The sequence below is a fragment of the Synechococcus sp. BDU 130192 genome, assembly GCF_963876085.1.
Taxonomy (GTDB): Bacteria; Cyanobacteriota; Cyanobacteriia; order Cyanobacteriales; family MRBY01; genus MRBY01.
Genome location: NZ_CAWNNO010000017.1, coordinates 1 through 13,743, shown reverse-complemented (window position 1 = coordinate 13,743; position 13,743 = coordinate 1). Strand labels below are relative to the sequence as shown.

Below are 13,743 nucleotides of genomic sequence, written 5' to 3'. Positions count from 1 at the left end.
CGGTACCCACCTGCCCTGTAATCGCAATCAGGGGAGCCCCATCGAGGTTCGCATCGGCAACCCCGGTCATTAGATTGGTAGCCCCAGGCCCCAGGGTAGACAGACAAACCCCCGCTTTTCCGGTTAAACGACCGTATACATCGGCCATAAAAGCGGCACCTTGTTCATGGCGGACGGTGATAAAGCGGATGGGAGACTCCTTAAGGGCTTCGAGGATATGGAGATTTTCTTCCCCCGGCAGCCCAAAAATATACTCCACCCCTTCATTTTCTAGACATCGGATCAATAATTCTGCAGTATTCACGGGCGATCGCCTCCTCAGGCACCAAAATCGTTGGGATAAAGTCGGGGGGTTATTTTAGCCACACCGTTTTGGCATTCACAAAGGTGCGAATCCCAGCGAGGCCCAATTCTCGCCCATAACCAGAGCGTTTCGTCCCACCAAAGGGGAGGCGGGGGTCAGATTTCACCATGCCATTGATAAAAACGGCCCCAGCATCGAGCTCTTGAATAAAGCGTTGTTGTTCTGCCGGATCATTTGTCCAGGCGCTGGCCCCTAAACCAAAGGGAATATCATTGGCGAGGGCGATCGCCTGATCGAGATCTTTAACCGTAAAGACCATCGCCACCGGCGCAAACAGTTCCTCCTGGAGAATCTTTGCCCCTGGGGGAATCTCTGTCAAAATGGTCGGCGGATAAAAATAACCGGCGCGGTCTAGGGGTCGCCCGCCCAACAAAATTTTGGCTCCAGCGGCCACCGCTTGATCCACTTGGCGGCTGATATCCTGCAAGATGCCCTCCGTTGCCAAGGGGCCGATATCCGTCTCCGGTGCCATGGGATCGCCAATCTTGAGACTGGCAAATTTGAGCTGGAGTTTTTCGAGAAATTCGGCGGCGATCACCTCGTGGAGAATAAATCGTTTCGCGGCAATACAAGATTGACCATTGTTCATCGTACGGGCTACAGTACCGACCTCGACTGCTTCATCAAGATCCGCCGACGGAAAGACCACAAAGGGATCACTGCCACCCAGTTCCAACAGCGTCGGTTTGATTTCCTGGCCCGCTAGACTGGCTAAACTCGCCCCCGCTGGTTCGCTGCCTGTCAAAGTAGCGGCCTTCACCCGGGGATCTTTAATCACCTGCTCTACCTGGGACGCGCCAATTAGCAAGGTTTGAAATACTCCTTCCGGAAATCCTGCCGCCTCTAAAATCGCTTCCACCGCCAGGGCGCACTGGGGCACATTGGACGCATGTTTTAACACCGCCACATTCCCGGCCATTAATGCTGGGGCGGCAAAACGGAAAACTTGCCAGAAGGGAAAATTCCACGGCATCACCGCGAGCAGAATGCCCAAGGGCTGATAGCACACATAACTTTCTGTGGCCTGGGTTTCTGTGTATTCGTTAGCCAAAAACTGTTCACCATGTTCGGCATAGTAGCGACAGACTAAAGCAGATTTTTCGGCTTCGGCGATCGCACTTTTATGGGTTTTCCCCATCTCAGTGGTCATAATCTCCGCAAACTTACTGGCGTCCCGTTCGAGGATGGCCGCTGTATTTTCGAGCCACTGTCGCCGTTGGCTAAAACTGGTGCGCCGATATGCTTGAAATGCTTCCTGGGCCTTGGCTAATTTTGCGTCAATTTCTGCTGGGGTCAGGGCTTTAAAACGCTGACATATTTCTCCGGTCGTGGGATTGATCGTGGCGATCGCCATAACTCTCTCCTTTGCCGCTGCGGGCTTGAGGCCTCCACTCTTCTCAGTGTAAGCGGGAATTTTTGCAATTTTTAGCGATACCGATAAACCTAAACAATCCGTGACATACACCCGACACGGATATTTTTATGCAAGGGAGATTTTCTAAAACGGCAAATTTAGGATTCCTAAAGACGCGTTTCTAAATATTGCGCGATCATCAGTTCTTGTCCCGCACGGGAAGTAATAGTTTGGCGTGTGCGGTGTTTATCCCCAACAAATTTAATTTCTTCTTCAAAACTGGCGCCGTCGTAGGCAGTCTGGAGTCGCATCACATGGGGTTGAATCAATTCAAATTCGGCCACAATCGGGGCTGTTGTCGAAAAACCACGGTCGCGGTACATCAACTGATCCCGAATCCCAAAGATCGTCTCTCCCTTTAGGGGTTTGCGCTGCACATTGGTATAGGTGCTTTCCCAAGTAACTTTCGCCCCACATTGAAAGGCCTGATCAGGGGAAAGGTGGTGGGCGATCGCCAAAGGTTTGAGGTGGGGATGCTCGGCGGGCAAAAAGACGACTTCGATTGCTGAAATGGCTTCCAGGGGTTCCTGGTCACTGTTGAGGGTGTAGTAGCGGCGCTGGGAATGCCACCGACCGGCAGAGCGCTGAAAAAAGGCGGTGCTGGCACTGGGCGAAGTCGCAAGTAAATTCATGGGCGAAGAGCTTCGAGAGCTGCGGCAAATGTCAATGCTTAGTTTATATATTGTTACATTTTCTTGTAATCCTGGGCAAGGCAAGGGCGATCGCCTCACCCAGGCGCGGCCCTACTTCACGTACTGCCACTGATTGCGAATGAGGGAAAGAAAGGTGGCGTACCCCGCAGAGGTGGACGGGAAATCGGGTTTGTAAAATTCCGGGAACTCCGTGTAAGGACGCCAGGGATCAAAGGCTTTTAACCTAAGGTGTAGTACCCCTTCCGATGCGCCACCATTGGGGCTCCAGGTCATTTGTCCTGCTGTTTGCATGGTTTTTACTCCTTACTCGAAATAGTCAATGAGTATTTATAACTATTATTTTGGGGAAATAACCCAGGGTTTCCGTGGGATTTGTTACGGGGTGAGAGAGAAATATGCGGAAGTGTTAACTTTTCGTAATATTTCAACCCAAGCTGGCGATCGCCTTTTTCCTTTCTCTCAGCAGTTGCTTTGGCTTAAACAGGTTCCTCCGTCAGTTGGGCCATAATTGCGGCGGGAGTCTGGGTGGTATCCAGGGTTTTAACCAGGGGATGTTCCTCTGGGATAAAGGATTCAAAATGTTCCTGTTGGCTCGTGAGCAGATCGGCTGTCGCATCGGAAATATCGTTGGTGCGGGTCGTTAACCGCTGGGCCAAAATTGGCAACGGTGCCTGGCAGTGGAAAATTTCCAGGGGAATGTCCTGGTCAGCACAAGCTTTAATCACATTTTTACGATAGACAAGTTTGTCATATTTGGCATCGAGGATGACGGTAAAACCCTGTTTTGCCAACAGTAAACCAAGCTCTTGTAGGCGAACATAGGTTTGTTCATTCATCGCTTCACTGTAGAGGCGGTCATCGCCTTTTGCTTCTAAAGATAAGCCTGCTAAATGTTTACGCACAGCATCGGAGCGCAGTTGAATTCCATTCCATTGGCGAGCTGCCGCCCGGGCCACCGTTGACTTGCCAGCACCGGATAAACCGCACATTACAATCACTTTTCCCTGGGGGCGTTGGGTATAGCGCCAAGCTAGATCGTAGTAATCTGATGCGATCGCCGTAGCCTGGATTTTTGCTTCAGAGGCGATCGCCGGATCATCTAAAAGAAATGAAGTCACTTTTGCCCGAACATAGGCCTGGCGACTCAGGTAGAGGGGCAAAACCTGGAGTCCTTCCCAATCTCCAGTACGTTCGACATAGGTATTAAGAAAAGCATTCCCCAGCTCCCTGGCCCCCCGCGCATCTAAATCCATCACCGTAAAAGCCACGTCATACATCGTATCCACAAACCGGAAAGGCTCATTAAATTCGATGCGGTCAAATAGTTGAATCTGATCCTGCCAAAAACAAATATTGCGCAGGTGCAGATCACCATGGCATTCTTTGATTTTTGCTTCGCGGCGACGTTTAGCAAAAATTTCCTCCCGGCTAGCAAAGAAATTATCTGTAAATTGTTTGGTTTGCTCGAAGCGGTCTTGGGTTTGGACAGTGCCAATATATTTGACCGTTTGGGCGTAGTTTTCATCAATGGCCTGACGGATTTTGGCAATTTCCCCAAAGCTCAGGATGTAGTCGTTGGTGGTCGCCCGTTGATGGAAATCAGCGACAACTTTTCCCAGTTGCACCATGTGATCTTCGGTGAGGGTGCCCGCTGTAAACATCTCACTCAATAGATTTTCCTGGGGGAATTGACGCATTTTTACCGCATATTCCACCACTTCCCCTGCCCCATTAAAAGCATAGGTTTGGCCGTCATAGGTAATGGGCAGCACTTCTAGGTATAGGTCAGCAGCCAGGGCACGATTTAGCTCCAGTTCTACTTCGCAGAAATGCTGACGCTTGTCTAGGGTCGAAAAATCCAAGAAGCCGAAATTAACCGCTTTTTTCAGTTTGTAGGCATAGTCCCCAGTTAAAAACACGTAGGACACATGGGTTTGCACTAAGGCGATCGCCTCCTGGGTCGGGTGGGGATATATCGCTGGCTGTTGTAGCGCTTCAATCAAGGCCGAGATCGAATGGGACATCTAAAAAATTTTACCGTAGAAGATATTGAGGTTTATTGTGCCATCTTGCTCTGGTTCCTTCTGCCCAGAGTCTGAATCAATGCCATTTTGTCTAAACTAATTGAGTAGTTTTATGTAATGAGACAAGATAAAAGTTGAATTTGTGTCGTTTGGGGAGTAGGTGCTGACAGGGCCTCAAAAAAGTCCTTAAATGAAAGGTACAGATCCTAAGACAAAACATAGAGGCGTTGAGGATGAAAATCGGTGTCCCCAAGGAAATCAAAGACCAAGAATTTCGGGTTGGTTTGTCACCGAGCAGTGTACAAGTCCTCACTAGTGCGGGTCATCATATTTTTATTGAAACGGGGGCGGGCCTCGGTTCTGGATTTACGGATGCGGAATACCAACAGGCCGGAGCCGAAATTGTTTCTACGGCGGCGATCGCCTGGGAACAAGACATGGTCGTTAAGGTGAAAGAACCGCTTCCCTCAGAATATGGCTCGTTGCGCCCTGGCCAAATCCTATTTACCTATCTCCATTTAGCCGCTGATCGCCAGCTCACAGAAAATTTAATGCAATCGGGCGTGACGGCGATCGCCTACGAAACGGTCACCGACGGCAAAGGTCATTTACCACTCCTTGCGCCGATGAGTGTCATTGCTGGGCGCTTGGCCGTGCAGTTTGGGGCGCGCTATCTCGAAAAACAGCAGGGCGGCAGAGGCGTTTTACTCGGAGGTGTCCCTGGCGTTGGGCCGGGTCGGGTGATGATTCTTGGTGGGGGGACTGTCGGCACCGAAGCGGCAAAAATGGCCGTGGGTCTTGGGGCCCAGGTACAGATCCTCGACATTAACGTCGATCGCCTCAGTGATTTAGAAGCGCTATTTGGCTCCCGAGTGGAGCTACTCTACAGCACACCGACCCAAATTCAACGCTGGTTACCCCTCGCCGATCTGGTGATTGGGGCCGTGCTTTTACCGGGCAAACGTGCACCAATTTTAGTGTCCCGTGCCGCAGTCAGACAGATGAAACGGGGTTCTGTCATTATTGACGTGGCTGTAGACCAAGGGGGCTGCATCGAAACCCTGCGGCCCACCAGTCACAGTGCCCCCACCTATCTCGAAGAAGGAGTTGTCCATTTTGGGGTGCCCAATATGCCGGGGGCCGTACCCTGGACAGCAACCCAAGCCCTCAATAACAGCACTTTGCCCTACGTTCTCCAACTGGCTAATCAAAGTCTGGGAGCGATTAAACAAAATCCGGCGATCGCCCAAGGATTAAATATTGCCGAGCGGCGTTTAGTCCACCCTTCGGTGCGAGAAGTCTTTCCCGATCTAGCCGACTAAAGTTAAGCCATACTTAGATTTTCACAAATGAAGCTCGCTCTTTGTTTACTGGAATAACACCCGCACAAAAGTTTCTGCCCGTCGTTTGCCCTCCATATCTCCTTGGGCATCAAAAATCGCGATCGCCTTCTCTAGATCTTGACGGGCCTCTTGATTTTGCCCCAGACCGGCCAAGGCAATACCGCGATTGTTGTAAGCAACGGCAAGTCCCTCATTGAGATCAATAAGAACATTCGCATCCTGGAGTGCTTTTTCATATTCGCCCGTCCGTACATACAAACTAGACCGGTTGATTAAAGCAATGACATTTTGGGGATCGAGGCGGAGTGCCTGGCTAAAATCCTGAAGCGCTTCTTCCCGTAGGCCGGCATTGGTTAAGATCAAGCCACGGTTGATGTAAGGATCAACCCACTCAGGCATGAGCGTAATCGCCTGGGTCAAGTCGTCATAGGCTTGTTGTGCCTGGCCAAGTTTATGGGAGACGGTTCCCCGACCAAAATAAGAGGCTGCAGAATTTGGATCTAAAACAAGGGCACGATTAAAGTCAGCGATCGCCTGTTCGTATTGCTCTAATTCTCCGTAGGCAATCCCCCGGTTATTGTAAGCTTCAACAAAATTTGGATCCCGTTGAATCGCTTGATCAAAAGCGGCGATCGCCTGCTCATATTGACCTTGGGCAAGGGCGATAAGACCTTCCTCTAGAGATTTTTCAGCCTCACTCAATGGCTGTTCTTGGGGTACATCAGGCAGCAAATCAGCAGCGCTTTGGGCTCGTCCCAGGGGAATTTCCACGAGCAATAAACTCGAAGCACCAATGGCTAACCCCACAAAGACCTTCAAGATCAGTCGGTTAGCGAAACAAAAACGCAAAAAATGAGCCTGATTCATAATCTTCAAATTAAATCTTCTAACCATGTTGAGTCAAAGCTCTTTGAGTACGATAGATACTGATATTCATCACAGCGCAATGGGTTTGTTTTTGCTTTTCTGGATCAAAAAGCCCCTAGATCAAATTCGCCAAGAGATCTGTAATTTCCCCTTGGACATCCCTGCGGTTGTCATCATAAATCATCAAGGTATTGAGGTCGGCATGACGAGAAAATTTTTGCACCTTACGCACGTCTCCATTGGTCGCATCAAGGGCCGCCGTAATCCCAGAGTGACGAACGCGGTGGGGTGATAATAGTTTTGTGACGCCTGCGGCCTTGGCTGTGTTCCGGACTAACTGGTAAATAGCCGTCCCCGTGAGACGGTGGCCCCTGTGAGCACGATCAAGGGCAATAAATAAGGGTTGAATTTTACTTTTGGATCCAGGGCGGACGGCTAACCACGCCTTTAGAGCTGCAACCGTTGCGACAGAGAGTGTTACCCACTGTTTTTGGCGACCTTTTCCCTTGCCCAAAATTGCGAGCGATCGCCGTTCGAGGTCTAAATCTTCTAAGTTGGTTTGGACAATTTCATTACGCCGCAGCGCATTATCCCAAAGCAATCTCAAAATAGCGTAATCACGTTTGCCCTTAATGGTCTTCTGGTTAGGAATTTTTAAAATTTGTCGATAAACAGTTTGTGAAATCCCAGTGGTATCTCGATAGCGACTGACCTTTTCTCCTTTGATGCCACCGAGGGTATAGCGACATTGCCCCAACTGATTCGCCAAACGCACCAATGCTTTGAGGGCGGCAAGACGACGATTAATGGTGGCTTCCTTGAGGCAGCGGACATCCCGTAGATGATTTTTGTAGCGCAAGACGAGGGCGAGGGCCTGGGGTTGCTCCAGATTCAGAAAGGCTTCGACCAGGATCGGTGTGGGTTCGTTGGCATCGGCCACAAACCGAAAAAAATCACGAATATCTTTTTTGTAGGCCCGCCAGGTATGGGGCGATTTTTGGTTCTCAAGGAGTTGACTCAGAATGTCCGGATTGTCCGCAGGGACGGAAAAAGGGCCAAGGCTAGCCAGGGATGTTTCCATAATCGGCGATCGCGCAAATCTTTATTTTCTCTACATTTTAGCGGTTTAGCTTATGATAATCTTACTTTCCTTAAGCTCATTTTAAGGGCATTGATTAGCGGTCTCAACCCCAACTTAAGCGTTCAAATTGAGGCTGAGTAAAGAGGTTTTAGGAAGAACGGTGGTCAAAGAGTAACCAACAGGCCACACCAAAAAATGGCACAAAACGTAGGGTTTGCCAGAAGCTATCTTTGGCGGTGAGATCACCCATGAGGAAAATTTGGATAAACCAAAAACAAAGGAGATCCACCATGAAGGCGACGGTGAGGCGGCTATCTCCCAGACGCAAGAGAAAGTAATCAAGGCGATCGCCGAGGAGACCAAATTCAGGACGAGCTAGACCAAACCAACCAATGGCAATAATGCCGACGCAGATTCCGACCCACGCAAAAAGGCGCGTAAACCACGGTTTAGGTAAAAAAGGCCGAGGGGCAATGGCTCGCCGGAGTGCCATGTAGGGCAGCAAAAAAACATTGGTGAGAAACATCCCGCAACCCCAGAAGGCGAGGTATGGTAGATGTTGACCCTTGCGATCGCTTGCCATTACTGGCAGAAAAAGCCACATCCAGGCGACAGCAAAATTAAAGAGGGCCTCATCTACAGGATTGAGCACCGGGGCCAAAGGCGATCGCCAACCCAAATAATTTAAAATCGGCAGCACAAAAAAGAAATTAAGCGATTCTTGTTTCACCTCTGTCAAAGTCTCAGGTTGCAGTTGCCACAAAGGTTCTCCGCCGAAGGGGAAATGACTGGGGGCAAGGAGCAAAGCCCCCACATAAAGCAGCCAAAATCCCCAAAAAAAGTTTAATTTTAGATTCATTACCATCAAGATATTACTTTTTTGCGTTTCACCTTAGAATACTGGCCCAGGCTTGGATATGGTCAGAGGTAAGGGTTGGGTATTAGAGATCATTCGCTGCAATTAAAGAATCCTTTCTTTCTGTCTCGTACGCCCCAAAAGCTCGTTAGGATCAAAACGGAAAATTCAATCCTTATATTTAGTTTCAGTAAGTAAAAATTCTTATGCCTACATTACAAGATTTTTTTCAGACCCATCATTTAGCGAGTGACGATTATTGTGTTTTTGGCGTCGCCAGTTGTTTTGTCCGGGAGGAGGGCGAAACCCAGGCGGTTTCTATCCTAGAACCGATTCCCTCAGCGGCTCTCGAAGCACTGTTAAAAGGAATTCCCACATCTTATCGGGTTGCCCAAGCCCTGCCCCTTGGGGATGTTATCCAAGCGGATCAAATCACCTTACCCACAGCCCTAGGCGATCGCCTGCAAATTCCCGATGACTTTTTAGAACGCACCGCCGCCGCCGCCCGCACCTACAAACGCCGCCCCGAAGCCCAGGGCCATATCCCCCTAGGGACACTCCACCAGGAGTTCAACCATTCCACTGCGAAAAAGCGCGTCCTCAATCAGGTTAATATCGTCAACACAGAGGACAATGTGAAGCAACATGCCCATACCCACAAAGTTCTCTAAATGAATTTGTAGACACATTTTTGGCCTAACAAAAACTCACACTATGCTAAAACTCTACGGTGGGGCGCGTAGCCGTGCCTCAATTGTGCGTTGGTACCTCGAAGAGCTCGGTGCTGACTATGAATTTGTCCTTCTCGATATGCAGGCGGGCGAACATAAACAACCGGATTTCCTTGCCTTAAATCCCTTTGGGAAAGTGCCCGTCCTAACCGATGACGAGGTTACTTTGTTTGAATCCGGTGCCATTTTGCTCTATCTTGCGGAAAAATTTGGTCACCTCGGCCCTTCCCCGGCAGATAAGGCGATCGCCTACCAATGGGTGTTATTTGCCAACTCGACTTTTTCTATGGGACTCACCCCGGCTGAAAATCGCAATGAAGTTATGGCCCGTTATTTGCAGCCCCTAAACGACATTTTGCAAAACACATCTTTTCTCTTAGGAGAAGCATTTACGGTGGCGGATGTGGCCGTCGGTTCGATCCTCGCCTACATTCCTTTGATGTTCCAAGATGTGGATCTCAGTGCTTACCCAGCCCTACAAGCCTACTTAAAACGATTAGGCGATCGCCCCGCTTTCCAAAAAGCAATTATGAATCGCGGTTAATTCTCGTTACATTTAGTTACAAATTAGTCGCAAAAAACAAAAAAGCATCCCCGCAAGGATGCTTAATCAATTTCTTTTTTAAATAATTCAAAAATGGTGTTTATTTGAAGCCCACTGCCGCTTGCCATACAAATGCCAACAGCAAGAAGAACAAAGGAATTAGAGGCAAAACATCCACGAGGGGATCGAAAATTGAGTAGGCCTCAGGTAATTTCGCAAGTAATAATGCCGCTTCCATATATTTCCTTGTTGAACTGATTTTTCTTATGGTTTGCAGTCAATCCTAGCATGAGTTGGTTCGGGTTCTAGCCATTCGCCGAATTCTTCCACGAAGCGATCGCTAAGGATTGATTCACGAATTCTCACGGTAAATTGAATTAATTCTGTAACGTTATGTAAAGAAAGTAGCATATAGGCTAACATTTCTTTCGCTTTGATTAAATGGTGCAAATAGGCCCGCGTGAAATTCTGGCAGGTATAACAAGGACAAGTTTCATCCAAGGGGCGAAAATCTTCTTTAAACTGGGCATTTTTTAAATTCCAGCGATCGCCTTTAACCAGGGCCGCACCATGGCGCCCCAACCGCGTCGGAATCACACAATCGAACACATCAATCCCCGCGGCGATCGCCTGGGCCATTTCCCGATAGGTGCCCACCCCCATCAAATAACGAATCTTGTTTTTCGGCAGGAGCGGCGCTGTATGCTGTACTACTTGGCGAATATTTTCCGGCGATTCCCCCACACTAACGCCCCCGATGGCATAGCCCGGTAGGTCTAATTTCGTTAAATCTGTCACCGCTTGGGAGCGTAAATCTAAGAAAATGCCCCCCTGGACAATCCCAAACAATGCTTGATCGTCCCGTTCATGGGCTTCAATACATCGCTCTAGCCAACGATAGGTTCGTGCTGTTGCCGCCGCCACCGCCTCCCGGCCCGCATCTCCTGGTGGACATTCATCAAAGGCCATGATCACATCAGCACCCAGGGCATTTTGAATCTGGATTGATCGCTCCGGGGTCATATCAATCAAACGTCCATCCTTCGGCGAACGGAACACCACCCCTTCCTCACGAATCTTACGCATTTCACTGAGACTAAAGACTTGGAATCCCCCGGAATCCGTGAGGATCGGCCCCTCCCAAGCCATAAACCGATGCAGTCCTCCGGCCTTCTGGACAATCCCTTCCCCCGGTTGTAAATGGAGGTGGTAAGTATTTGATAAAACCATCTGGGCCTGGGCCTGGACTAAATGATCCGGCGTAATGCCTTTCACATTCGCAAGGGTACCCACAGGCATAAATCGGGGTGTTTCCACAATTCCGTGGGGGGTATGAAACCCGCCAACCCGGGCATTTGTATGGCGACATTCCTTATGTAGCGAAAAATGAAAATGGCTCACAGATGATGTTCCGAAGATCACTAAAAAATAAAAACGGCAGCAAAAGCCACCGCTTATTCTACCGAGTTCAGGAAACAGAACCTAGAAATTGAAATTTTCATCGTCATCCATGTGGACATCCCAGCGGGCCGATAAAACCTGAGTCACCATCTCTTCTAAGGTACTTTCGGGAACTGCTTTGGTATTGAAAGGATTGGTTTGGGGATTTTCTGCCACCTCCAAACGTAAGACACGATTATCCTGCACGAGTTCAAAATAAGTCTTATCGGTTTCAGCCTGTTTCAGGGCAAGGTAATCGAAGCTATGTAAATTTAGATATAAGGACTGATTGACCACCAAAGTAGCCTGTTGTTCATCATCAAAGACTTCTACAATCCAACCTTCGCCCTGTTTTTGCACTTCGCCATCAAGGTAATGGGAATAGCGGACCCATGCGAGATCTTGGAGTAGACGTTTCATGTCACTTTTATTGACAAGAATACCGGTAGAGACCACACAAGGAGCGGGTAAGGAAGTGGGATGACATTGATGACTCATGGGAATTGACTAAGGGTAAACAAAAAAATATGACAGACTGAAGGTAAATCATCCATAACACTGCCTAGACATGGCAAGCAAATGAGCGCCACCACATCAGGATGAGCCTATGCGATTGTCATTTTACTTGTACAAAAGCTAGCACCCAAGGACAAAGGCTGTGGTTTTACAGTATTGTCTTGGTGTTATGGCGGAGGATGTTTATTAACGGTTTCCAATGCCTCGCCATAATCTTAACTTAAGGTTTGAATTTTGACATCTGAAAACCCACAATCTATCCAATTCTGAGCATCTCAATCAATTTATGGTTCGTTTTTTATCAGGCTTGCTACAGCTTTGGCGATCGCTATTGGGGGCCATTCTTTTTTACACGCTGCTACCACTGCCCAAGGGAGTACAGCCTAGTTTTATTCGCATTGCCCGTTGGTGTCCTTGGGTGGGCTCGATTATTGGGGGCATATTGCTGGGAAGTTTTTGGGGTTTAGAGAGTTTAAAGGTTTCCGCTTTACTCAGGAGTGCGATTTTAGTTGCCTTTTGGTTGGGTTTGACGGGAGGCTTACATTTAGATGGGGCAATGGATGCGGCCGATGGCTTAGCAGTGACGGAACCGAAACGCCGTTTAGCGGTGATGGCTGATAGTGTTTCTGGTGCATTTGGGGTGATGACAGGGATCTTAATCCTATTGCTCAAGGTCGCTGCCCTCGAAGGTTTAGGATTAGAGTCTTGGTATTTTTTTGTGTTGATACCGGCCTGGGGGCGATGGTCTCAGGTGGTGGCGATCGCCTTTTATCCCTACCTGAAAGCTGAAGGCAAAGGGGCATTCCACAAGCAGCAGTTCCAGTTATATCCAGATTTGTGCTGGAGTATCTGCCCCATGCTCTTATTCGTATTTTTGAGCTACTTTTTCCTACCGATTAGCCAATGGTTGAGTGTGATACTCAGTAATCTTTGGTTTATGGCAGTGGCGATCGCTGTCAGCACTTGGTTTGGTCATAAATTCCAAGGTCATACAGGCGATACCTACGGTGCCACTGTGGAATGGACTGAAGTCGCTTGTCTCGTCAGCATCGTTTTACTCGCGAATAGGCTGTAGGCGCGTTACTTTGAGCGAAAAATCACCATTTCCCGTTTCCCCAAAGGCCCGTACCCGCACAATATAGCGTCCCGTTTCGTTAATGCGCACAAATAGTAATGAATTGGTTGAACCGTCGGCGGCATCGTCATTTTCCGCAATCGTCGACCCATCCGCCGCCAGCAGCAACACAATCGTATCAAAATCGTCCGAAAGCAAGTCAATGGCAACTTGATCACCCTCTTGGAGAGTAATCGCATAATCCCTGGCAAACCCCCCTTCCCCCGTGGGGATATCCTGATCCGAAAGCTGCTGGTTAATCTCTTGACCAGAGCGAATTCCAAGGGGTCGATACATCATCTCATTGGCGATCGCTTGATTTGCCAGCCCTAAAACACTAAAAAATCCGAATATACAACCCCAGTAAATCCGATTCATTCAAATACCTATCAACTTATTGGCTTACTCTTCATACTCTACAACACTACCCAAGCAACGGAATGGGACTTCACTCACTACAAAACAAAGGATAAAGAAAGCAAAATAAAATAAAGCCCTCAACCTGTAGATTGAGAGCTTTGATTAGAATATAAAGTTGAAGAATAAGATATTCAGTTTTTCATAAAAGAGAGAAGCTTGGCATTGAGCTATTTTCCCGGTAGGCTACCCCACAGGTATCGTCGCCGCTATAGCGTTTCACATCTGAGTTCGGGATGGAATCAGTGTGGTTCCACTATGCTAGAAACACCAAGCAGTGGTGTGGTCTCACACCCTCAAGACTGCACAAAATACTCATTAGTTCATCGAAATACTTAGTCTAACCATCTGTTTAAGGACAAGCCCTCGGTCTGTTAGG

The 13,743-nt window shown here is 48.6% G+C and carries 16 protein-coding genes and 1 rRNA gene; 4 read left to right on the top strand and 13 right to left on the bottom strand.

The features are described from left to right. From AACT35_RS06410 to AACT35_RS06390, 5 genes are all read right to left on the bottom strand, one after another. Positions 1-304 (bottom strand): thiamine pyrophosphate-binding protein (locus AACT35_RS06410; RefSeq protein ID WP_254048018.1); only part of this gene is annotated, 304 nt, incomplete at its 3' end. A 49-nt stretch (positions 305-353) separates the two neighbouring features. Further along, the gene (locus AACT35_RS06405; RefSeq protein ID WP_099239407.1) at positions 354-1,718 is read right to left on the bottom strand and encodes an NAD-dependent succinate-semialdehyde dehydrogenase; all 1,365 of its coding nucleotides are present in this window, start codon (positions 1,716-1,718) and stop codon (positions 354-356) included. Between the two features lie 167 nt (positions 1,719-1,885). Further along, on the bottom strand, positions 1,886-2,410 hold the full coding sequence (locus tag AACT35_RS06400) for a phycobiliprotein lyase (RefSeq protein WP_045442612.1): 525 nt from the start codon (positions 2,408-2,410) through the stop codon (positions 1,886-1,888). Positions 2,411-2,521: 111 nt separating this feature from the next. Next, on the bottom strand, positions 2,522-2,722 hold the full coding sequence (locus AACT35_RS06395) for a hypothetical protein (RefSeq protein WP_030008230.1): 201 nt from the start codon (positions 2,720-2,722) through the stop codon (positions 2,522-2,524). Positions 2,723-2,907: 185 nt separating this feature from the next. Continuing rightward, positions 2,908-4,455 (bottom strand): bifunctional aminoglycoside phosphotransferase/ATP-binding protein, encoded by a 1,548-nt coding sequence (locus tag AACT35_RS06390; RefSeq protein WP_099239405.1) that lies wholly within the window; start codon positions 4,453-4,455, stop codon positions 2,908-2,910. 233 nt (positions 4,456-4,688) lie between these two features. Here AACT35_RS06390 and ald point away from each other — a divergent pair, with 233 nt between their 5' ends. After that, positions 4,689-5,777: an alanine dehydrogenase gene (ald, locus tag AACT35_RS06385; RefSeq protein WP_099239403.1), complete on the top strand. Its 1,089-nt coding sequence runs from the start codon at positions 4,689-4,691 to the stop codon at positions 5,775-5,777. Positions 5,778-5,822: 45 nt separating this feature from the next. On the opposite strand, the gene AACT35_RS06380 is transcribed toward ald, so the two are convergent. From AACT35_RS06380 to AACT35_RS06370, 3 genes are all read right to left on the bottom strand, one after another. Then, positions 5,823-6,665, bottom strand: a complete 843-nt coding sequence (locus AACT35_RS06380) for a tetratricopeptide repeat protein (protein ID WP_158227961.1) — start codon at positions 6,663-6,665, stop codon at positions 5,823-5,825. Positions 6,666-6,780: 115 nt separating this feature from the next. Next, a complete protein-coding gene (locus AACT35_RS06375; protein ID WP_099239399.1) occupies positions 6,781-7,746 on the bottom strand; it encodes a tyrosine-type recombinase/integrase in 966 nt (321 codons plus the stop codon). Positions 7,747-7,894: 148 nt separating this feature from the next. Further along, positions 7,895-8,605, bottom strand: a complete 711-nt coding sequence (locus tag AACT35_RS06370; RefSeq protein WP_099239397.1) for a hypothetical protein — start codon at positions 8,603-8,605, stop codon at positions 7,895-7,897. Positions 8,606-8,808: 203 nt separating this feature from the next. On the opposite strand from AACT35_RS06370, the gene AACT35_RS06365 reads away from it, so the two are divergent. Together AACT35_RS06365 and AACT35_RS06360 are read left to right on the top strand one after the other, a co-directional pair. After that, positions 8,809-9,273 (top strand): hypothetical protein, encoded by a 465-nt coding sequence (locus AACT35_RS06365; RefSeq protein WP_030008234.1) that lies wholly within the window; start codon positions 8,809-8,811, stop codon positions 9,271-9,273. Between the two features lie 43 nt (positions 9,274-9,316). Then, entirely contained in the window at positions 9,317-9,877 is a 561-nt protein-coding gene (locus AACT35_RS06360) for a glutathione S-transferase family protein (protein WP_099239395.1), read from the top strand. A 100-nt stretch (positions 9,878-9,977) separates the two neighbouring features. On the opposite strand, the gene AACT35_RS06355 is transcribed toward AACT35_RS06360, so the two are convergent. The 3 genes from AACT35_RS06355 to AACT35_RS06345 all read right to left on the bottom strand — a co-directional run bounded on the left by AACT35_RS06355 (position 9,978) and on the right by AACT35_RS06345 (position 11,815). Beyond that, positions 9,978-10,115 carry a photosystem II reaction center protein K gene (locus tag AACT35_RS06355; RefSeq protein WP_012308371.1) on the bottom strand — a complete coding sequence of 46 codons (138 nt, stop codon included), beginning with the start codon at positions 10,113-10,115 and terminating at the stop codon, positions 9,978-9,980. A 26-nt stretch (positions 10,116-10,141) separates the two neighbouring features. Beyond that, on the bottom strand, positions 10,142-11,278 hold the full coding sequence (gene tgt / locus AACT35_RS06350; protein ID WP_099239393.1) for a tRNA guanosine(34) transglycosylase Tgt: 1,137 nt from the start codon (positions 11,276-11,278) through the stop codon (positions 10,142-10,144). 81 nt (positions 11,279-11,359) lie between these two features. After that, positions 11,360-11,815, bottom strand: coding sequence for a hypothetical protein (locus AACT35_RS06345; protein ID WP_012308373.1), 456 nt, complete (start codon positions 11,813-11,815; stop codon positions 11,360-11,362). A gap of 304 nt (positions 11,816-12,119) precedes the next feature. Between AACT35_RS06345 and cobS the strand changes: the two genes are divergently transcribed. Continuing rightward, the gene (gene cobS / locus AACT35_RS06340; protein ID WP_099239391.1) at positions 12,120-12,908 is read left to right on the top strand and encodes an adenosylcobinamide-GDP ribazoletransferase; all 789 of its coding nucleotides are present in this window, start codon (positions 12,120-12,122) and stop codon (positions 12,906-12,908) included. On the opposite strand, the gene AACT35_RS06335 is transcribed toward cobS, so the two are convergent. Both AACT35_RS06335 and rrf read right to left on the bottom strand, forming a co-directional pair. Beyond that, positions 12,888-13,325, bottom strand: a complete 438-nt coding sequence (locus AACT35_RS06335; RefSeq protein WP_099239389.1) for a PPC domain-containing protein — start codon at positions 13,323-13,325, stop codon at positions 12,888-12,890. The genes cobS and AACT35_RS06335 overlap by 21 nt on opposite strands. Positions 13,326-13,521: 196 nt before the next feature. Next, positions 13,522-13,639, bottom strand: a 5S ribosomal RNA gene (gene rrf, locus AACT35_RS06330). Positions 13,640-13,743: the final 104 nt, after the last annotated feature.